The following is a 19,228-nucleotide window of genomic DNA, read 5'->3' on the forward strand; positions in this document are numbered from 1 at the left end:
AACCCGGGAAGCGCCCCGGGTTCTCCCGGCGGTCCGGACCGCACGACACCCAAACGATAATCGCCCCGGTGACCTGTTGACCAGCGGCCGTGACGAGACACATCCGACGCCGGAGACCGGGATCACAGTCCTGTTCTCCCTGTGTGAGGACCTGTTGGCCCGCGGTGGAGAACCCGCTGACACTTCGTCCCGACGCGCGGACGGAACGGGCATATGCCCGTGCACGAGCACATGCAGGGTGTGACGGGGGACACTTCCCGAATTTCTTCGAGCGTACCCGAGACCTCCCGGAGAGGCGGGCGCCCCGACGGGAGACGCGCACCGGGAGCGGGACGGCGAACCTCGGGGCGGACTCCGGAACGGCAGCGCTTCGCCACCCGAGCGCACCGGGCAAGTTTTCATGACAGGGCGTCATATCCCTCTTGACAGCAGCCTCCGCCTAAATGACATGATGTCATAAAGACGCCGGACCGAAGGCGGAGAGCACTGATGAGCACAACGGCCGAGGTTCCCGCGACGACCGCCCCCGACGCACCCGAGACGTTCTCCGAACGGCTCCGCGCGGCGACCTGGAGCGACCACCGGGCCGCCGAGGACCACGGGTTCACCCGGGCCCTCATGGACGGCACGCTTCCCCTGGACGGGTACACCGGCATGGTCGCCCAGCACTACTTCGCCTACGTCGCGCTGGAGGAGACCGGTCGGCGGCTGGCGGGCGACCCCGTCGCCGGAAGGTTCCGCTACCCGGAGCTGGAGCGGGTCCCCGCGCTGGTCCGCGACCTGGAGCACCTGCTCGGCGCCGACTGGCGCGACAGGATCGCCCCCACCCCGGCCACGCGCACCTACGCGGCGCGCATCGAGCAGATGGCCGACCACCCCGAGGGGTTCGTCGCACACCACTACACCCGCTACATGGGCGACGTGTCCGGCGGCCAGTTCATCCGCCGTGTGGCCGCCAGGACCTACGGTCTGAGCGACACGGCCGGTGTCTCCTTCTACGTCTTCGACGCACTGGGCAGCCTGCCCCGCTTCCGCACCGGGTACCGGGAGCGGCTCGACTCCCTGGACCTGGGCGGGACCGCCGCCGCCCGCATGGTGGCCGAGACACGGCTGGCCTACCAGTTCAACACCGAGGTGTTCGCCGACCTGGGCCGGCTGTACGCTCCCGAGGCCGATCCGGAGGCGGGGGCGGACGCCGGGGCGGGCGCCGACGCCGCCTGAACGCTGACCGCGTGCGCCCGTCAGGGCGCCGGGGTCTGACGGGCCCGCTCCTGGTGGCGGCGGGCCTTCAGGCGGTTGCCGCAGGTCCTCATCGAACACCAGCGGGCGGTGTTGGCGCGGCTGCGGTCGAGGAGGAAGAGGCGGCACTCACCGTTGCCGCAGGGGCGCAGCCGTCCGGGCCTGCGCTCCCGGACGTCGTACCAGGCGAGCACCAGTTCCACCGCGAGCACCCGCTCGGGCGGCGCGTGCAGACGCCACCGCAGGTCCGACCCGCCGACCTCGGGAAGCCGGGAGACTCCGTCGAGCATCCGCCGCATCCGCTCCTCGGGCACGGGGCCGCGCGTGGCGGCCTGGAGCACGTCCCTCGCCGTCCGCAGCCAGCCGGTCTCCGACGCGGCGCCGGGACCGCCGTGCTCCCGCGCCCACCGCCGCAGCGCGGCGTCATCGGCCCACAGGTCCCGCGGTCGGCCGTCCACCACAGGGGTGCTGTTCAGCGCTTCGAGCAGCGCTCCCTCGTCGATCATGACCGCCCACCTCACGAAATAACCCTCTTCGCCGACTTGACAGGTTACCCCACCTCCGCTCCACTGGGGGCACAGATAACCATCAAAATGACTTTGGAGGGTTAGCCATGACGGAGATCCACCACCAGTACGCCACCGTGCGCGGACACCGCGTCTTCTACCGGGAGGCCGGGCCCCGTGACGCGCCCGCCCTGGTGCTCCTGCACGGGTTCCCCACCAGCTCGCGCATGTTCCGCCGACTGATCCCGGAGCTCGCCGACCGGTTCCGCGTCATCGCCCCCGACCACCTCGGCTTCGGCCGCTCCGACGCCCCGCCCGCCGACGCGTTCGCGTACACGTTCGACGCGCTCACCGACGTCACGGAGGCGCTCCTGGCAGGGCTCGGCGTCACCAGCTACGCCGTCTACGTGCAGGACTACGGCGCGCCCGTCGGGTGGCGGCTCGCGCTGCGCGCCCCGGAGGCGGTCACCGCGGTGGTCACCCAGAGCGGCAACGCCTACGAGGACGGCTTCGTCCCCGGGTTCTGGGCGCCCGTGTGGGCCTACGCCGAGGACCCGGGGCCCGCGACGGAACCGGCGGTCCGCGCCGCCCTCGGCCTGGACGCCGTCCGCTGGCAGTACCTGCACGGGGTGGACCGCCCCGAACTGGTCGACCCCGACACCTGGACGGCCGACCACCGCGACATCAGCCGCCCCGGCAACGACCTCGTACAGCTCGCCCTCTTCCGTGACTACGCCACCAACCCGCCCCTCTACCCGCGGGTGCACGCGTACTTCCGGGAGAGCCGCGTACCGCTCCTGGCCGTGTGGGGAGCGGAGGACCGCATCTTCGGCCCCGAAGGCGCGCGCGCCTTCGCGCGGGACCTGCCGGACGCCGAGATCCGCCTGGTGCCCGGAGGCGGCCACTTCCTGTTGGAGAGCCACCTGGACAGCACGGCCGACCACGTCCGGGGCTTCCTGACCCGTACGCTGCTGGCGGCCCGGGGCTGACGTCCGTCCGCGCCGCCGGAGCCGACGGCTCGGGACGACGCCGCGTCGCGCGGGCGGAGCCGGCGGCCGGACGGGCCCGGCACCGACCACCCGTCGGGCCCGCCCCGGCAGGCGGGGCTCCAGGACACCCCGGAGACGACCGGGGCCCGACAGCCCCAGCGTGCCCGCGCCCGCCCCGGCCCAGCGCCCCCGCGCCCCCTGGCCCCACCGCTGCGCACGGTCACCGATCACCGCCCCGTCCCGCTCCCGGGCGTGACACCATAGGAGGATGCCCAAGATCACGGCGCCGACCATCGCCGCCCACCGTGCCCGCACACGGGATCGCATCATGGACGCCGTCGACGAGCTGATCCGGACCCAGGGGATCGACCGCATCTCCATGACCGACGTGGCCAACTCCGCGGGGATCACCCGTACCGCCCTGTACAACTACTTCCCCGACAAGCCCTCGCTGCTCCTGGCCTTCACCGAGCAGATCAACAGCGCGTTCGTCGAGCGGTACAGGCGCGAACTCCCCTCGGGCGTCTCGGCGGCGCGGCGGCTCTCGGCGTTCGTCCGCCTCCAGCTGGAGGGCATCATGGCGCATCCGCACCCGCCCGCCGCCGAACTCGGGGCCAGTCTCGGCCCTGACGCCTACCAGGCGCTCGCCGCCCACGTGGCGCCCATGCAGCGCCTGCTGACCGAGATCCTGGAGGAGGGCACCGCCGCGGGCGAGTTCGACCCCCTGCCCGCCGAGCCCGTCTCCCGGCTGGCCCTGTCGATGGTCGGCTCCCAGCGCCTGCCCCTCGTCAGCGGCGAGATCGACCTCGACGAGACCCACGCCCTGGTCACCCGGTTCGTGCTCCGCGCCCTCGGCGTGGCGACCGAAACCGTGGACACCGTTCTTCCGCAGACCGCCGCGAGAAACACCCTCCGTGGCGAGATGTGAGCAGGCAGTCATAAAGGCTGGCCCGTAACCTGCGCCACAACGTTGGCGAGGCGATATCAAGTCGCAACGGTACGGCGACATCGGTCAGAATCGGTGCCCCCGCCCGCCCTTCGGGGCGGTCGCCCCTTCGACCGAGTGTGAGGCCCTCTCCGACGTGTCCCTCGTACTGATCCTCCTCGGCGCCGTCCTGGTGACGGTCGCCATGTTCAACAAGGTCCCCAGCTACGTCCCCGGACGAATCCCGGCGCCCCGCCCCGACCGCGGCGGCTCCGTGGCCACCGCGCGGAGTCCGGAGACGGTCCGCCCCCGCGTGCGCCTGGTGTCGGCCCGGCTCACCGAACCGGGCAAGGCGCTGCTCACCACACTCGGCGGAAGCGCGCTGATCGTGGCGTTCTTCCTCACGCTGTCGGGTCTTTGAGCCCCGGCCGGTCCCCGAGCACGGACCGGCCGATCCGGCCGAGCAGCCGCGCCGGGGAGCCGTCGCCGCGTCCGGCCGGGTAACCGGGGCCGCGCGTGCTCCCGCCACCGGCCATGCGCAGCAGCAGGCCGCCCGCGGCCGTGGCCGCGAGCCCGCCCGTCACCGCTGCGGCCGCGGCCAGCCGCTCGCGCAAGCGGGTGTCGCGGTGCGCGGCCATCTCCGCGATGGCGCGGTCCGTGGCCCCGAAGGCCCCGCCGCACAGCAGCGGGTCCAGTTCGTGGGGCCGCCACCGCGCCTGCCAGGGGCCCAGCGGCGGGAGCCCGCCGGGCACCGACGACGTGCGCGGCTTCCAGCGGACGGGCTCCGCCGCACCCCCCGGACCGGGGACCGGGCCCGGCACGGCGAGCCGTTTGGGCGCGGGACCGCCGTAGCGCAGCTCGCCGGGGGCGTTGGCGAGCATCTCCGAGAGCAGTTTGGCGCAGGCGCGGGCGTCGCCCAGCGCGGTGTGCTGTCCGGTCGGCCAGTCGCCGCTGAGCCGGTGGGAGGCCTTGGGCAGCGAGTACCGCTCCAGCTCCACCTGGGAGCGCAGCGCGCGCAGCGTGCACAGCCCGGCCTGGCCCGTGGGCAGTCCGGCGGGCACCAGTTCCGAGGCGAGGAAGCGCTGTTCGAAGTCGAGGTTGTGGCCGACCACGACCGCTCCGGAGAGCAGTTCGGTGAGCCTTGGCGCCACCTGCGCCGCGGTCGGGGCGCCCACGGTGTCGCCCTCGCCGATGCCGTGGAACTCACGGCCGCCCACCGGCGCGCGCGGGTCGACCAGGGTGCTGAACTCCTCGACGAGCTTGCCGTCGCCGCGCACGCGCACCACGGCGATCTCCACGATGCGCGCGCCCTCGCGGGGGTCGAGGCCGGTGGTCTCCATGTCGAGCACCGCGTACTCCAGGTCCGCCGCCCGCATGCCGACCCTGCGCCGGGTCAGCGCGCCCATCCGCAGCGTTCCCATCGTGTGCCCCACTCCTTCGTCCGTCGTGCCGAACGGCTGTTCCACCTTGCCGCTTACCGGCAACGACCTTACTCCCCGCGTCCGACAGCGGACCCCGTGCACGTGGGAGGGCCGTTCCCGCCGACGGGACGGCCGACCGCCCCGGCCGGGCCCGCGGCCCGGGAAACGGCCCCGGCAACGGCTCCGGCGGGACCGGTTCCACGACCGCGGAGCGACCGGAAGAAAGGGGGGTTATGTAACGTTCTCAGTCGTGTCCACCCACAGGCGGACACTCCACGCGCACCCTGACCCGACCTCAACGGCGAGGAGAAGCCCGCATGCCCCAGAGCCCGCTGCCCGAGTACGTCCCCCTGGCGCAGGTCATCCGGTCCGGAATGCTGGAGAGCGTCCACTACGGCGCGGTCGTCGGACTGGCCGCGGACGGCCGGATCGCCTACGCGCGCGGCCCCGTGCACCAGCCCATGTTCCCGCGCTCCTCGGCCAAGCCCTTCCAGGCGCTGGCGATGCTGCGGGCGGGCGCGCCCCTGGAGGGCCCCTCGCTGGCCATCGCCGCGGGCAGCCACTCCGGTGAGGACGCGCACACCGCCGAGACCGAGCGCATCCTGGCCGCGGCCGGGCTCACCGCCGACGCCCTGGGCTGTCCCCCGGCCGCCCCCGGTGGCAAGGACGCGCGCACCGCGTTCGTCCGCGCCGGACGCGAGCCCGAGCGCGTGCTGATGAACTGCTCCGGCAAGCACGCGGGCATGCTCGCCGCCTGCGTCGCCCGGGGGTGGAGCACCGGGGACTACCTCGAAGCCGAGCACCCCTTCCAGGTCCTGGTCCGCGAGACCATCGAGGAGCTGTGCGGGGAACCGGTCGCGCACACCGCCGTGGACGGCTGCGGGGCGCCCCAGATGGCGGTGTCCCTGACCGGCCTGGCCCGCGGCCTGTGGCGCATGCGCACCGCCCCCGGGGGAGGCCCAGAGCGGGCCGTGGTCGAGGCGATGAGCGCACACCCGCTGTACGTGGCGGGCAGCGACCGGATCGACACCGACCTCATGACGCGGATGCCCGGCCTGGTCGCCAAGGGCGGCGCGGACGGGGTCCTGGTGGTCAGCGCCGCCACCGGTGAGACCGTCGCCGTCAAGATCAGCGACGGGGACGCCGAGGAGCGGGCGCGTACTCTGGTCGCACTCGACGCGCTGCGGACCCTCGGTGTGGACGTCTCCCCCGTCCAGGACCGGTTGCGCGCCGACGTCCTCGGAGGTGGCGCCCCCGTCGGCGAGGTCCGCCCACTCTGACGAACCCCGTCCTCGGGGAACCACCACCGGAAGGGACACCACCGTGCGGGACACCCTCAACGACATCGTCGTCGTCGGCGCGGGGATGGCCGGGCTGCACACGGCCGAGGCACTGCGCGAACGCGGATACGAGGGGCGGCTGACGCTCCTGGGCGAGGAGGCGCACCGGCCCTACTCGCGGCCTCCGCTGTCCAAGGAGGTCCTGACCGGGGCGGGCATGGACCCCGCGGGCGGCGGTCCGGGCTGGCTGGTGGGCCACCGGGCGCTGCGCCTGCGCGAGGACGTGGCCGTGGACGCGCTGGACCTGGACTTCCGTCCGGGCAGTCGGGCAGTGGGGCTGGACACCGCCGCCCGCGAGGTGAGCGTGTCCGGTCCGGGCGGCGCTCTCGGAACGGTGCGCTACGACGGCCTGGTGATCGCCACGGGCGCGCGTGCGCGCCGCCCCGACACCGACCTGGCGGGCGTGTACGTGCTGCGCACCCTGGACGACGCCGAGGCGGTGCGGTCGGAGTTCGACTCCGGCGGCCGCCTGGTGGTGGTCGGGGCCGGTTTCGTCGGCGCCGAGGTGGCCGCCAGCGCCCGTGCGGTGGGCATGGACGTGACCCTGGTCGAGGCGGCGCCCACGCCGCTGACCCGGGTCGTGGACCCGCGGATCGGCGAGGTCCTCACGGAGCTGCACCGGGAGAACGGCGTCGACGTGCGCCTGGGCGTGGGCGTGGCCGGTTTCGAGGGGCGGGACCGGGTGGAGCGGGTCCGGCTCGCCGACGGCTCGGCGGTGGAGGCCTCCCTCGTGGTCGCCGGGATCGGCGTGCACCTGAACACCGAGTGGCTGCGCGGGTCCGGGGTGGAGCTGCTGGCCGACGGCTCGGTGGCGTGCGACGAGTACTCCGCGTCCTCGGTGCCGAACGTGTACGCGGTCGGCGACCTGGCGAACTGGCCGCACCCGCGCTACGGCGGGCGGATCCGCCTGGAGCACTGGACCAACGCGGGCGAGCAGGGCGCGGCCGCGGCGCACAACCTGCTGGCGGGCGGCGTCGGGCGCACGCCCTTCACCCCGGTGCCCTACTTCTGGTCCGACCAATACAAGATGAAGGTCCAGCTGCTGGGACAGGGCGCGCCCGCAGATCAGGTCACCTTCGTGCACGGCTCCCCGGAGGACCGAAAGTTCGTGGCCTTCCTCGGCCGGGGCGGAATGCTCACCGGTGTGCTGGGGCTGCGCTCCACCCCCAAAACCATGCGCTACCGGAGTCTGCTGGAGAGGCCGACGACGTGGGACGAGGCGTTGGCGGCCGCGGGGGTCACTCCCGCACGGTGATGGCCCTCTTGGGGCACATGCGCTCGGCCTGGCGGACGCGTTCGTGCGACGCGGCGGCGGGTTCCTCGGTGAGCAGGTAGAGGAAGTCGTCGTCGCGGACCTCGAAGACCTCCGGGGCGGCGGCCATGCACAGGGCGTTGCTCTCGCACTGGTCGTAGTCGACCTCGACTCGCATCGTCACTGGGACTCCTCGCGCGGAAGGCGGTGTGACCCCCGACTCTAGCCGGGGGCGGACGCGGCGCACGGGTCTGGACGGGTGTACGGGCGTGCGTCCAGAACTTCGCTTTTGTCCATAAAACGGATGTTGTGTGAACCGTCAGCATGCACGCGCTGTCCCACTGCCGACAGCACCGGGCCGTCCGGTGCCGTCGTGAAAGGGGTACACGGGTGAGCGAGGACGAGACCGCCGGGAATCCCGAGGGCCGCCGGTCGACCGCGGAGGCCGCTCCCGCGCCGGGGCCGTACGGGACCCCCGCGCCACCGGGGCAGGCGGGGCAGACGGGTCCGCCGGGACAGGTAGGGCAGCAGAGCCCGCCGGGAGACTCAGGACAGCCAGGCCCGCCGGGACAGACGGGGTATCCGATCCCTCCGGGGTATACGGGGTATCCGCGGCACATGGAGCAGGCGAGGCAGCAGGGTGCCCACCAGGGACCGCAGCAGTACGGCACGACGTTCGCGCACCTGTCACACCCGCAGCAGTACCAGCAGGCGTACCACGACCCGGCCTACCGGTACCGGGAGCGGACGCGGGTGCCCCTGCCCCAGGCGCCCGCGTGGCTGCCGGTCGCCGTGTTCGGCGTCGGCGTGGTGGCCGCGCTGTTGGCCACGTTCGACCGTCCCGGGATCGGCCTGGTCATCACCGGTGTGGTCGCGGGTCTGACCGCGTTCGCCGCGCTGATGGTGCGCCCCGCCGTCCCCGGGAGCGGGGCGGAGGACGAGGAGGCCCGAAGCGGGGAACCGGGGTCCGGGGAGGCTTCCGGCACCGAGGGGAGCCCGGGGGCCCACGTGACCGGGGGATCCGGTGGCCCCGGTCCGGTCGCGGAGAGCGGCCCTGTCGGAGACGGCGGGGAACCACGGCCCGAGAACCCCTCCGGCGCCGCGGAGCACGCGGAGGAGGTCGGATCCGCCTCCGGAGTCGAAAACGCGGTCTCCGAGACCACAGGGGCCCATGAGGATTCCGGAGCCAACCCCTCGGCTGAGGCTGGAGGGACATCCGAGGCCGCAGAGGGCAGCGAGTCCGATAGCAGCGGAACACGTACGCCCGGGAGTGTGACCTCTGGGGACACGGGTGGTGCCCCAGAGGCTGATGGGGGCTCCGCATCCAGCACCTCTGAGGCAGCGGAGCCGCCGGGGAGCGAGGACACCAGAACCGCCTCCGTCCCCGAGTCCACTGAGCCGGTCGCGTCCGACGGTACAACCGGGAACGAAGAGGCCACCGAGGCCACTGGGACTGACGAGGCCACCAGGACAGGGCCCATCAGTGCTGGCGAAACTACTGAGGCCACTGAGGCCGCTCCAGCCGTCGCACCCTCACCTCTGTCCCTCTCCCACCCCACAGCCGCACACGCCACAGCCCCCGCCCCCCAATCCGCCTCTGCCCCTCGGTCCACATCCGCCCCTGCTCCCGCCTCCACCCCCGACCGCCGCTCCTACACCTGGTCGGCGGTCTACGGCGTGCTCGCCGCCGTCCTGTTGTTCACGGCGGTGTTCCGCGACGCGGGCTGGGTGCTCTTCTGGACCCTGACCGCGTCCTTCCTCCTCGCCTCGATGGCCTTCGCCGCGCGCAACCCCGCCTCCCGCCAGGGCGCGGTGGGCGTCCTCACCGGCTCGCTCGCCCTGTTCCGCAACCTGCCCTCCACACCGCGGTTCCTGACCGCGCCGCTACAGGGCAAGCGGTTCCGCCGCCTGGCCGGGCCGGTCCTGGTCACCACGGTGGCCACGGTCGGCCTGCTGCTCGTCTTCGGCCTGCTCTTCGCCTTCGCCGACCCGGTGTTCGGCAGCTACCTGAGCCGGATGTTCGCCGACCTGCTCCTGGAGAGCGACCTCAACCCGTTCGGCGACCTGTTCGCCATGGCGATGGCCGTACTCCTCACCGGGTCCGCCGTGCTGACCGCGCGCCGCCGCCACACGCCGATGCCCGCTCCCCGCACCGCCCCAGTGGGCCCCTCCCCCGAGCGGACTCCCCTGCCGGTGTGGGTGTGGACGATCCCGCTCAGCGCCCTGGTCCTCCTGTTCACCGCGTTCCTCGCGGTCCAGGCCGTCGCCATGTTCGGCGGCGACGAGTACGTCCAGCGCGTCGCCGGGGTCACCTACGCCGAGTACGCACGCCAGGGCTTCTTCCAGCTGGTCGTGGTCAGCCTGCTCGTCCTGTGCGTCATCGCGGTGGTCGTGCGCGTCCTGCCCTCCAGCACCACCCGCGTCCTGCGCAACGCCCTGCTCGGGCTGCTGTGCACGCTCACCCTGGTCATCCTCGCCTCGGCGATGATGCGCCTACAGCTGTACATCGACACCTACGGGCTGACCCGGATGCGGGCCAGCGCCGAGGCGTGGATCATGTGGAGCGCGGGGGTGTTCGGACTGCTGCTCGTGGCGGGCGCGCTCAACACCCTGGGCCGGTCGGCGGCCTGGCTCCCCCGCGCCACGGCCGCCCTGGCCGGAGCGGCCCTGGCCGTCTTCGCCTACGGCAACCCCGACCTGCGTATCGCCGAGAGCCACCAGGACCTGGACCTGACCACGGTCGACACCTGGTACCTGCGCGACCTGTCCGCCGACGCGATCCCCGGTCTGATCGAGCTGGAGGGCAACGACCGCGACTGTGCCCTGGTGGGATTCCAGAACCTCGTGGAGGAGTCCGACGACACCGGGTTCGCGTCATGGAACCTGTCCCGTCACCGGGGACTCCAGCAGCTGGACGAGCTGGGCCTGTTCGAGATCGGCGGCCAGGCCGGGATGAGCTGCTCCTACGAGCGCGGCCACTAGGAAGCGTGGCGGGGGCACACCCCCGCCGCCCTCCGCCCGCCCCCGGCGGACGTCTCGCGCGGTCCCTCCCGTGCACGGCTCCCGCCGCGTCCGCGGACGACCGGACCGGCCGGGGAACGCGGGGTGCGGGGGCTTCCCCGCACCCCGCGCCTCTCCCCAGGACCCGGGGTCGGGCCGCCCGCGCCCCGGGTTACTTCGCGAAGCGGTCGGTCGCCTCGATCAGGTGGTCCAGGATGCCGGGCTCGCTGAACGCGTGCCCGGCGTCGTCCACGATGTGGAAGTCCGCCTCCGGCCACGCCTTGTGCAGGTCGTAGGCGGTTCGGGCCGGGGTGCACACGTCGTAGCGGCCCTGCACGATCACGCCGGGGATGTGCCGGATCGCCTCCGCGCCGTCGATGAGCTGGTTCGGTGTGAGGAACCCGCGGTTGACGAAGTAGTGGTTCTCGATCCGCGCGAAGGCCAGCGCGTAGTCCTCGTCCGCGTGGTGCTCGCGCAGCTCGTGGTTGGGCAGCAGGGTGACCGTGGACCCCTCCCACACGCTCCACGAGCGCGCGGCGGCCAGGCGCTCCTCCCGGTCCGGCGAGTTCAGGCGGCGCGCGTAGGCGGCGATGAGATCGCCGCGCTCCTCCTCGGGGATGGGCGCCAGGTAGGACTCCCACAGGTCCGGGAAGAGCTGGGAGGCGCCCTCCTGGTAGAACCAGCGCAGCTCGCTCTCGCGCAGGGTGAAGATGCCGCGCACGACCAGCTCGCTGACGCGCTCGGGGTGGCGCTGGGCGTAGGCCAGCGCCAGGCAGCTGCCCCAGGACCCGCCGAAGACCTGCCAGGACTCCGCGCCGATCATCTCGCGCAGCCGCTCCATGTCCTGCACCAGCGTCCAGGTGGTGTTGGTGGACAGGTCGGTGTCCATCTGGCTGGCATGCGGGGTGGACCGGCCGCAGTTGCGCTGGTCGAACAGCAGGATCCGGTACCGCTCCGGGTCGAAGAGCCTGCGGTGGTCGGGCACGCATCCGCCGCCGGGACCGCCGTGCAGGAACACCACGGGCTTGCCCGCGGGGTTGCCGCACAGCTCCCAGTAGACGCGGTGTCCGTCGCCGACGTCGAGCATCCCCGAGTCGTACGGCTCGATGGGCGGGTACAAGGTACGCAAAGCGTGAGCCCTTTCGTGGACGTGGTTCCTCCCCGGGGGACCCCGGCGGAGTCGGGCGCCGCGGCCGGGGCCGCCCGGCGGGCACCCGGTGGGGGGCCGACCGGTCAGAGCCGGTCGAGGAGTTCGGCCTTCTTGGCGCTGAACTCCTCGTCGGTGAGCAGCCCCTCGGCGTGCAGCCGCCCGAGTTCGCGGATCTTGGCGAAGACCGCCTCGCTGCCGTCGTCGGCCGCCGCCGCGGTGAGCTCCGCGGCCCCCGCCTGGACCTCCCGCGCCGCCGCGACGTGGGCGTTGACGGTGGCGGCCATCAGCAGGGTCTCCTCGCTGCCCTTGGTCCCGTGTGAGGCGAGCGTGAAGAAGTCGTTGTCCAGCGCCGTGGCCTCGGGGATGGTCACCCCGCGCAGCACGATGCGCAGGTAGCCCTCGGTGACGTCGACCGGCGGGTGCCAGTGGGCGGTCTCGATCTCGGAGAGCCGGTAGTCGCGGGACTTCTCCTTCTCCTTGGCCGTGCTGGCCAGCCAGCCGTCCCACTGGAAGCGCACGCGGGTGCCGTCGAAGGAGGCCGACCCCTCGGCGGTGCGGACCTGGAGCGGGGGCCGGGCCACCAGCCCTCTGGCCACCTCGCGCGGGTCGGGTTCCTCGGTCAGGGTCTCGCGGGCGAAGCGGGCCGAGGCGGCGATCTGCTCGGAGTAGTACTCGGCGAGGAGTTCGCCCTCGTGCGGGCCGGTGATCAGCAGCGGGGTGAGCGCGTCCCGGCCGGGGACGCCCAGGAGCGCGTAGGGATCGGTGTCCTCCACCAGTCTCAGCCGGAGCCGCCAGCCGTGCTTGCGGCTGCCCCGGTCGAAGTCGACCTCGCGGACGGCGGCCAGCGGAACCGCGCAGCTGCCCAGCGACCGGAACAGGGTGGGCACCTTGCGGCCGGAGTCGAAGCGGATACGGATCGTCTCGTCGTCGATCCGCCAGGTTCCGTGGTGTCCGCGAAGTTCCTCCATGTCCACACATCCTAGAGCCAGCGGGCCCCGCGTGCGGGGGCGCGGGACGGTCGGCCGGACCGGATGCGGGGGCGGGTGCTCCGGAACCGGACGCCGCCCTCCCGGGGGCGCGTCACCGCCTCGGTTCCCGTCCGCCGCGGCGGCGCGGCCTCCACCGCGGGTGAGGCGTCACCGCAGCGCATCCCGGGTAGGACCAGCGGGGCACACCCGTTGCACCACCCCGCCCGGGCGGGACCGGCGGACAGTGCGGTCGGCGCCCTGTCCCTGAACCGGAGGACGCCACATGTCGAGAGAGACGGCAGCCGCGGGCGCGGCCGAGTTCCGCGCCGCCCGGGACCTGCTCCTGGACCTGCGCGAGGACCAGGAGAGGGCGCACCGGGAGTTCACCTGGCCCCGGTCGGACCGGTTCAACTGGGCGCTGGACTACTTCGACGAGGTGGCCGGGCGGCGTCCGGACCGGACGGCGCTGTGGATCGTGGAGGAGGACGGCGGCCAGGCCAGGTACACCTACCGGCAGATGTCGGAGCGCTCCGGCCAGGTGGCCAACTGGCTGAACAACCAGGGCGTGCACCCGGGCGACCGGATCCTGCTGATGCTCGGCAACCAGGTGGAGCTGTGGGAGACCCTGCTCGCCGCGGCCAAGCTCGGCGCCGTGGTCTGCCCGACCCCCACCTCCCTCTCCGAGGGCGACCTGCTGGACCGGCTGGAGCGCGGCGAGATCGCGCACGTGGTGTGCTCGGCCGCCGAGACCGAGAAGTTCGCCCCGCTGCGGGGGCACTGGACGCGGATCTGCACGGGCTACATGGAGGGGTGGCTGAACTACGCCGACTCCGAGCACGCCGGTCTGGACTTCCACCCCCCGCACCCCACCCACCCCGACGACCCCCTGCTGCTGTACTTCACCTCCGGCACCGCCGCCCTGCCCAAGCTGGTCGTGCACACCCAGCGCTCGTACCCGGTAGGGCACCTGTCGACCATGTACTGGCTGGGCGTGCGGCCGGGCGACGTCCACCTCAACGTGTCCGAGCCGGGGTGGGCCAAGCACGCCTACGGCAGCGTGTTCGCCCCGTGGAACGCCGAGGCGACGGTGCTGGTCGTCAACCAGGAGCGCTTCGACGCGGCGGGACTGCTGGACGCGGTCGTGCGCTGCGGGGTGGACACGCTGTGCGCGCCGCCGACGGTGTGGCGGATGCTGGCACAGGCCGGCCCCGCCGCGTGGGACGTGGGGCTGCGCGAGGCGGTGGCCGCCGGGGAGCCGCTCAACCCCGAGGTGGTGGACCGCGTGCGCGAGGCGTGGGGCGTGACCGTGCGCGACGGGTTCGGGCAGACCGAGACGACCGTGCTGCTGGGCAACGGCCCAGGCCAGGAGGTGGTGCGCGGTTCGATGGGGCGCGAGATGCCGGGCTACGACGTGGTGCTGGCGGACCCGGCCACCGACGGGCCCGCCGACACCGGGCAGATCTGCGTGGACCTGGCCCGGGAGCCGGTGGGGGTGATGAAAGGCTACGCCGACAACCCCGACCTCAGCCGCGAGGTGATCCGCGGGGGCCGCTACCGCACCGGTGACATCGCCAGCCGGGATTCGAACGGTTACATTACCTATATCGGTCGATCCGACGATGTGTTCAAGGCCTCAGATTACCGCATCTCACCATTCGAACTCGAAAGCGTTCTGGTCGAGCACGAATACGTGGTCGAGGCGGCCGTGGTTCCCTCGCCCGACCCGCTGCGGCTGGCGGTGGCCAAGGCGTACGTGACCCTGGCCGCGGGGGTGGCCCCGGACGCCGAGACCGCGCGGTCGATCCTGGCCCACGCGCGCGAGCGCCTGTCGCCGCACCAGAGGGTGCGCCGCCTGGAGTTCGGCGAGCTGCCCAAGACCGTCTCCGGTAAGATCCGTCGCGTGCAGCTGCGTCGGGCCGAGGCCGAGCGCGGCACGGTCACCGACGGCGCGCGCAACCCGCGCGAGTACTGGGAGGAGGACCTCCCGGAGTCGGGGCAGTGACCGAGCGGACGCCGGAGCCGCCCCCGGCGGAAATGGCCGCGGGAACCGGGTAAATACCGTCTCACAAAATGAGACGCTTTTCGGCGTCCGAAACCGGTGTGGTGTTTTCTGTCACGTGAACCGCGCCGGCCGACGCGGCAGCGGAGTGCCGAACCGCCCGCGCTACTGTTTTCATAAGACGGTTTTCGTGGCGACAGCGGAAAACACGACAGACGGGACCCGAGGGGAACACCATGCCGAGCACGAACGACACACGGGTGGCCAGTTACAAGCCGCTCATCGCCCCCCGGGACCTGCTGGCCGAGCTTCCGCTGGGTCCCGGGCGCAGCGCCCTGGTCGAGGAGTCACGCGCCGAGGTCAAGCGGGTGCTGGACGGTGAGGACGACCGCCTGCTGGTCGTCGTGGGCCCCTGCTCGGTGCACGACCCCGAGTCCGCCATGGACTACGCCCGCCGCCTGAAGGAGCTGGTGCCCTCCCTGCGCGACGAGCTCTGCATCGTGATGCGCGTGTACTTCGAGAAGCCGCGCACCACCGTCGGCTGGAAGGGCCTGATCAACGACCCCGGCCTGGACGACACCTACGACGTGCACCGCGGCCTGCGCACCGCGCGCAAGCTGCTGCTGGACATCAACGCGCTCGGGCTGCCCGCCGGGACCGAGTTCCTCGACCCCATCACCCCGCAGTACATCGCCGACGTCGTCTCCTGGGGCGCGATCGGGGCGCGCACCACCGAGAGCCAGGTGCACCGCCAGCTGAGCAGCGGCCTGAGCACGCCCGTGGGCTTCAAGAACGGCACCGACGGCGACGTCCAGGTGGCCGTGGACGCGGTCGGCGCCGCCGCCGCCTCGCACACCTTCTTCGGGATCGACCCGGCCGGCGCCGGTTCGGTGGTCGTCACCGAGGGCAACCCGGACTGCCACGTCATCCTGCGCGGCGGCCGCAGCGGCCCCAACTTCGACGCCGAGCCGGTCAACGCCGCCCTGGACGTCATCGAGGGCGCCGGGCTGCCCCGCCGCCTGATGATCGACGCCAGCCACGCCAACAGCGGCAAGGACCACACCCGCCAGCCCGGTGTGGCCGCCGCGATCGCCGCCCAGGTCGCCGAGGGCCAGAGGGGCGTCATCGGCGTGATGCTGGAGAGCTTCATCGTCGAGGGGGCCCAGAAGCTGGGTGACCCCGCCGCCCTGACCTACGGCCAGTCGATCACCGACAAGTGCATGGGCTGGGAGACCACCGGCGACGTGCTGGCGCAGCTGGCCGAGGCCGTGCGCCAGCGCCGCAAGGCCTAGCGACCGGAAACGCTGCCGGTGTGACGCACGGATTCTGACCTGCGGTGATCTTGTACTTATAGCGCGTCCCGACCGCCCAACCTCGCTATAAGTACAAGATCACGGCGGACGGGGGCGGGCCGACGCACGTCGCGGGGCCCGTGCGGCGCTCAGGCGGTGCGCTCCCCCTCGGGCAGGACCTCCAGCTCCACGAGTATCTCCCGCCCCAGCGACTCGCACAGCTCGGCGTCCCCGTCCTCCTCCGGGTCGATGCGCAGCGCGAACGTGTACAGGTCGTCGCCGCGCTCGACCCAGCCGACCCACCAGCCCGGCGCGGGGTCGGCTTCCCCGCTCCACCCCGCCTTTCCGTGGAGGGCGTAGCCGTTGTCCCCCTCCAGGGCGGCGAGTTCACGCACCGCCTCCTGGTGCGCGTCGTCCACGGGCAGCTCGTCGCGGGCGAGCCTCGCCAGGAAGGCGGTCTGCTCCATCGCGGAGATCTCCAGCGGCCCCTGCGTCCAGAACCGGTCCAGCGAATCCGCGTCGCCCACCGAACGGTTGCCGTAGTCCAGCCGGTCCACCCAGGCCGCCATCGGCTCGTGCCCGACCCGGCGGGCCAACTCCTGGTAGACGGGGAGGTCCGAGGCGTGGAAGGCCTCGCGCAGGGCCATGCCCTGCTCCCGCCGCTCGGCGGGCTGGGGCCCGCCCCCGCGGGGCACCACCTCGCCCACGTCCCCGACCGCTCCCGTCTGGAGCCCTACCAGGGTGTTGACCAGGTCGAAGGTGGACGCGGGGGCCGCGCGCTCGCGGGCCTCCTCCGGCCCCACGACGGTCGCCTCCCGCTCCATCACGTCGTGGAGCACGAAAGTGCCCCCGACGCCCGCGTCGGCGAACACCGACTCCAGGTCCTCGCGCTCGACGGCGGCCACGTCGCCCCACGTCAGGGGTGGGGGCCCGGCCTCCGCCCCCTCCCGGGCCGACCCGTCCGGCTCCCGCGGTCCGTCCACGGCCCCGGCGCACCCCGTGCCCGCGGCCAGGGACAGCACGCATCCGGCCGCGAGCGAGCGCGCCCCGCGCGCCGCCCTCCCGGTGTCGGTTCGCATCCGTCTCCCTCCCCCCGGTCGGTACCTCCCGCACACGCTAATCCCCGCCTCCCCGTTCCAGGGCGGAGGCGGCCGGAGTGTCGAAGACCGGCGGGTGCGGGGGCACCGGCACCGCGCCGGGCGCCCTTGGGCGCCGTTCACGGCCGCTGCTAGGCTGAACGTGTTGCTGACCCCGTACGGGAGAGTGCCCGCGTATCCAGCGCGGGCCGCCGAAGGAGCAATCCCTCCCCGAAGACAACCTCTCAGGCACAGCGGACCGTACGGGCGAGACCACTCTGGAAAGCAGGGACAGCCGTCCCTCGCCGAAGGTGCAAGCCGCGCCGAGCGCGCGACGAAGCTCTCAGGCACAGATGACAGAGGGGGAGGATGGCAACGCCACGCACGTCACGACGCCCATCCTCTCGGGAGTGCCCATGTCAGATGCCGCATCCGCACTGCGCGCGACAGCGCTGCGCGAGGTCCACGAGAAGGCCGGCGCCACCCTCGTCGACTTCGCCGGATGGCTCATGCCGCTGCGCTACGGCAGCGAGACCGCCGAGCACCGGGCGGTACGCGAGGCCGCGGGCCTGTTCGACCTCTCCCACATGGGCGAGATCCGGCTGACCGGACCGCAGGCCGCCCAGGCCCTCGACCACGCGCTGGTCGGCCACCTGTCCCAGGTCAAGGTGGGGCGCGCCCGGTACTCCATGATCACCGCCGAGGACGGCGGTGTCCTGGACGACCTCATCGTCTACCGGCTGCGCGAGGACGAGTACCTCGTCGTGGCCAACGCCGCCAACACCGCGGTCGTCGCCCCGGCCCTGGCCGAGCGGGCCGCGGGCTTCGACGTCGAGGTCCGCGACGAGTCGGCCGAGTACGCACTGATCGCCGTCCAGGGGCCGCGCGCCGTCGACGTCCTGGCGCCGCTGACCGACGCCGACCTGGAAGGCATCCGCTACTACGCCGGGTACGAGCACACCGTCGCCGGTGAGCCCGTCCTGCTCGCCCGCACCGGCTACACCGGCGAGGACGGCTTCGAGATCTTCGTCAGCCCCGCGGAGAAGGCTCCCCAGGTGTGGGGGGCCCTCATGGCCGAGGGCGAGCGGCACGGCCTCGTCCCCGCCGGGCTCTCCGCACGCGACACCCTGCGCTTGGAGGCCGGGATGCCGCTGTACGGGCAGGAACTGACCGCCGACCTCACACCCTTCGACGCCGGTCTGGGCCGGGTCGTGAAGTTCGACAAGGGCGACTTCGTGGGCCGTGCGGCCCTGGAGGAGGCCTCCCGCTCCTCCCGTCCCCGCCGCCTCATCGGCCTCGTCGCGCGCGGGCGCCGCCCGCTGCGCCAGGGCCAGGAGGTCCTGCGCGACGGCGCCTCCGTCGGAACCATCACCAGCGGCGCGCCCTCGCCCACCCTGGGCCGCCCCATCGCCATGGCCTACGTGGACGGCGACCTCGACACCTCGACCGGCGCGTTCACCGTGGACGTGCGCGGACGGGGTGAGGACGTCGACGTGGTCGAGCTGCCGTTCTACAAGCGGCAGTCGTAGGAGCAGGGGCCTTCACACCCCGAAGGCCCGCACGCCCCTCGCGGCGGGATCCCCCCACAGGGGACCCGCACGCACGGGGCGCGACCGGGCGTAGGCCGGGCCGGGCAGCCGTACGGGCGCGCGGCAGGAAAATGGAACACCTCCAAGGAGAGTTGAAGTGAGCGTTCCCACGGAGCTGGGTTACACCGCCAAACACGAGTGGGTCGTGGTCGAGGACGGGATCGCCACCGTCGGGATCACCTCGTTCGCCGCCGAGTCCCTGGGCGACATCGTCTACGTCGAGGTGCCCGAGGTCGGCAGCGAGGTGTCCGCGGACGAGCCGTGCGGCGAGGTGGAGTCCACCAAGTCCGTCAGCGACGTCTACTCGCCCGTGAGCGGTGAGGTCGTCGAGGTCAACGCGACCCTGGAGAACGAGCCCGAGACCATCAACTCCTCACCCTTCGAGGACGGTTGGCTGTTCAGGGCCCGGATCTCCGAGGAGCCCTCCGACCTTCTCTCCGCCGAGGAGTACACCAAGCTGACCGAAGGCGAGGAGTAGGCCC

General features: G+C 72.9%; 17 protein-coding genes and 1 riboswitch. Of the genes, 11 read left to right on the forward strand and 6 right to left on the reverse strand.

Annotated elements, in window-relative coordinates:
- Nucleotides 1-489: 489 nt before the first annotated feature.
- Nucleotides 490-1,221, forward strand: a complete 732-nt coding sequence (locus FYW99_RS04870; protein WP_150250596.1) for a biliverdin-producing heme oxygenase — start codon at nt 490-492, stop codon at nt 1,219-1,221.
- Between the two features lie 20 nt (nt 1,222-1,241).
- Here FYW99_RS04870 and FYW99_RS04875 read toward each other — a convergent pair whose 3' ends face one another.
- Nucleotides 1,242-1,745: a CGNR zinc finger domain-containing protein gene (locus tag FYW99_RS04875; RefSeq protein WP_150250598.1), complete on the reverse strand. Its 504-nt coding sequence runs from the start codon at nt 1,743-1,745 to the stop codon at nt 1,242-1,244.
- Between the two features lie 107 nt (nt 1,746-1,852).
- On the opposite strand from FYW99_RS04875, the gene FYW99_RS04880 reads away from it, so the two are divergent.
- From FYW99_RS04880 to FYW99_RS04890, 3 genes are all read left to right on the forward strand, one after another.
- Nucleotides 1,853-2,734, forward strand: a complete 882-nt coding sequence (locus FYW99_RS04880; RefSeq protein WP_150250600.1) for an alpha/beta fold hydrolase — start codon at nt 1,853-1,855, stop codon at nt 2,732-2,734.
- A 268-nt stretch (nt 2,735-3,002) separates the two neighbouring features.
- Nucleotides 3,003-3,662, forward strand: coding sequence for a TetR/AcrR family transcriptional regulator (locus FYW99_RS04885; RefSeq protein ID WP_150250602.1), 660 nt, complete (start codon nt 3,003-3,005; stop codon nt 3,660-3,662).
- A 154-nt stretch (nt 3,663-3,816) separates the two neighbouring features.
- On the forward strand, nt 3,817-4,080 hold the full coding sequence (locus FYW99_RS04890; protein ID WP_150250604.1) for a hypothetical protein: 264 nt from the start codon (nt 3,817-3,819) through the stop codon (nt 4,078-4,080).
- Here the strand turns inward: FYW99_RS04890 and FYW99_RS04895 are convergent.
- On the reverse strand, nt 4,061-5,080 hold the full coding sequence (locus FYW99_RS04895; RefSeq protein WP_150250606.1) for a 3'-5' exonuclease: 1,020 nt from the start codon (nt 5,078-5,080) through the stop codon (nt 4,061-4,063). The genes FYW99_RS04890 and FYW99_RS04895 overlap by 20 nt on opposite strands.
- Nucleotides 5,081-5,397: 317 nt before the next feature.
- Here FYW99_RS04895 and FYW99_RS04900 point away from each other — a divergent pair, with 317 nt between their 5' ends.
- Entirely contained in the window at nt 5,398-6,360 is a 963-nt protein-coding gene (locus FYW99_RS04900) for an asparaginase (RefSeq protein WP_150250608.1), read from the forward strand.
- Nucleotides 6,361-6,403: 43 nt separating this feature from the next.
- Nucleotides 6,404-7,675 (forward strand): NAD(P)/FAD-dependent oxidoreductase, encoded by a 1,272-nt coding sequence (locus FYW99_RS04905; RefSeq protein WP_150250610.1) that lies wholly within the window; start codon nt 6,404-6,406, stop codon nt 7,673-7,675.
- Here FYW99_RS04905 and FYW99_RS04910 read toward each other — a convergent pair.
- Nucleotides 7,659-7,850: a ferredoxin gene (locus tag FYW99_RS04910; RefSeq protein ID WP_130396673.1), complete on the reverse strand. Its 192-nt coding sequence runs from the start codon at nt 7,848-7,850 to the stop codon at nt 7,659-7,661. The two genes, FYW99_RS04905 and FYW99_RS04910, sit on opposite strands and share 17 nt — an antisense overlap.
- A gap of 440 nt (nt 7,851-8,290) precedes the next feature.
- On the opposite strand from FYW99_RS04910, the gene FYW99_RS32180 reads away from it, so the two are divergent.
- Nucleotides 8,291-10,654, forward strand: coding sequence for a DUF4153 domain-containing protein (locus tag FYW99_RS32180; protein ID WP_223838728.1), 2,364 nt, complete (start codon nt 8,291-8,293; stop codon nt 10,652-10,654).
- Nucleotides 10,655-10,844: 190 nt separating this feature from the next.
- On the opposite strand, the gene pip is transcribed toward FYW99_RS32180, so the two are convergent.
- Nucleotides 10,845-11,801 carry a prolyl aminopeptidase gene (gene pip / locus FYW99_RS04925; RefSeq protein WP_150250612.1) on the reverse strand — a complete coding sequence of 319 codons (957 nt, stop codon included), beginning with the start codon at nt 11,799-11,801 and terminating at the stop codon, nt 10,845-10,847.
- 104 nt (nt 11,802-11,905) lie between these two features.
- Complete coding sequence (locus tag FYW99_RS04930) at nt 11,906-12,790, reverse strand: DUF4429 domain-containing protein (protein ID WP_150250613.1); 885 nt, start codon at nt 12,788-12,790, stop codon at nt 11,906-11,908.
- 283 nt (nt 12,791-13,073) lie between these two features.
- Here FYW99_RS04930 and FYW99_RS04935 point away from each other — a divergent pair, with 283 nt between their 5' ends.
- Both FYW99_RS04935 and FYW99_RS04940 read left to right on the forward strand, forming a co-directional pair.
- Nucleotides 13,074-14,792, forward strand: coding sequence for an AMP-binding protein (locus FYW99_RS04935; RefSeq protein ID WP_150250615.1), 1,719 nt, complete (start codon nt 13,074-13,076; stop codon nt 14,790-14,792).
- A gap of 233 nt (nt 14,793-15,025) precedes the next feature.
- Nucleotides 15,026-16,081: a 3-deoxy-7-phosphoheptulonate synthase gene (locus FYW99_RS04940; RefSeq protein ID WP_150250617.1), complete on the forward strand. Its 1,056-nt coding sequence runs from the start codon at nt 15,026-15,028 to the stop codon at nt 16,079-16,081.
- Nucleotides 16,082-16,230: 149 nt separating this feature from the next.
- Here FYW99_RS04940 and FYW99_RS04945 read toward each other — a convergent pair whose 3' ends face one another.
- Nucleotides 16,231-17,160, reverse strand: a complete 930-nt coding sequence (locus FYW99_RS04945; RefSeq protein WP_150250619.1) for a class D beta-lactamase — start codon at nt 17,158-17,160, stop codon at nt 16,231-16,233.
- 167 nt (nt 17,161-17,327) lie between these two features.
- Nucleotides 17,328-17,429: riboswitch (glycine riboswitch) on the forward strand.
- Between the two features lie 144 nt (nt 17,430-17,573).
- Between FYW99_RS04945 and gcvT the strand changes: the two genes are divergently transcribed.
- A complete protein-coding gene (gene gcvT, locus FYW99_RS04950; protein ID WP_150250621.1) occupies nt 17,574-18,686 on the forward strand; it encodes a glycine cleavage system aminomethyltransferase GcvT in 1,113 nt (370 codons plus the stop codon).
- 157 nt (nt 18,687-18,843) lie between these two features.
- Nucleotides 18,844-19,224, forward strand: a complete 381-nt coding sequence (gcvH, locus tag FYW99_RS04955; RefSeq protein ID WP_150250623.1) for a glycine cleavage system protein GcvH — start codon at nt 18,844-18,846, stop codon at nt 19,222-19,224.
- Nucleotides 19,225-19,228: the final 4 nt, after the last annotated feature.

The organism is Nocardiopsis deserti (assembly GCF_008638355.1).
Taxonomy (GTDB): Bacteria; Actinomycetota; Actinomycetes; order Streptosporangiales; family Streptosporangiaceae; genus Nocardiopsis; species Nocardiopsis alborubida.

What these genes read in the sequence shown, in the direction of transcription:
- FYW99_RS04870 (WP_150250596.1), top strand. Translation starts at nt 490, where the DNA reads ATGAGCACAACGGCCGAGGTTCCCGCGACGACCGCCCCCGACGCACCC.
- FYW99_RS04875 (WP_150250598.1), bottom strand. Translation starts at nt 1,745, where the DNA reads ATGATCGACGAGGGAGCGCTGCTCGAAGCGCTGAACAGCACCCCTGTG.
- FYW99_RS04880 (WP_150250600.1), top strand. Translation starts at nt 1,853, where the DNA reads ATGACGGAGATCCACCACCAGTACGCCACCGTGCGCGGACACCGCGTC.
- FYW99_RS04885 (WP_150250602.1), top strand. Translation starts at nt 3,003, where the DNA reads ATGCCCAAGATCACGGCGCCGACCATCGCCGCCCACCGTGCCCGCACA.
- FYW99_RS04895 (WP_150250606.1), bottom strand. Translation starts at nt 5,080, where the DNA reads ATGGGAACGCTGCGGATGGGCGCGCTGACCCGGCGCAGGGTCGGCATG.
- FYW99_RS04900 (WP_150250608.1), top strand. Translation starts at nt 5,398, where the DNA reads ATGCCCCAGAGCCCGCTGCCCGAGTACGTCCCCCTGGCGCAGGTCATC.
- FYW99_RS04910 (WP_130396673.1), bottom strand. Translation starts at nt 7,850, where the DNA reads ATGCGAGTCGAGGTCGACTACGACCAGTGCGAGAGCAACGCCCTGTGC.
- FYW99_RS32180 (WP_223838728.1), top strand. Translation starts at nt 8,291, where the DNA reads ATGGAGCAGGCGAGGCAGCAGGGTGCCCACCAGGGACCGCAGCAGTAC.
- FYW99_RS04930 (WP_150250613.1), bottom strand. Translation starts at nt 12,790, where the DNA reads ATGGAGGAACTTCGCGGACACCACGGAACCTGGCGGATCGACGACGAG.
- FYW99_RS04935 (WP_150250615.1), top strand. Translation starts at nt 13,074, where the DNA reads ATGTCGAGAGAGACGGCAGCCGCGGGCGCGGCCGAGTTCCGCGCCGCC.
- FYW99_RS04940 (WP_150250617.1), top strand. Translation starts at nt 15,026, where the DNA reads ATGCCGAGCACGAACGACACACGGGTGGCCAGTTACAAGCCGCTCATC.
- FYW99_RS04945 (WP_150250619.1), bottom strand. Translation starts at nt 17,160, where the DNA reads ATGCGAACCGACACCGGGAGGGCGGCGCGCGGGGCGCGCTCGCTCGCG.
- gcvT (WP_150250621.1), top strand. Translation starts at nt 17,574, where the DNA reads ATGTCAGATGCCGCATCCGCACTGCGCGCGACAGCGCTGCGCGAGGTC.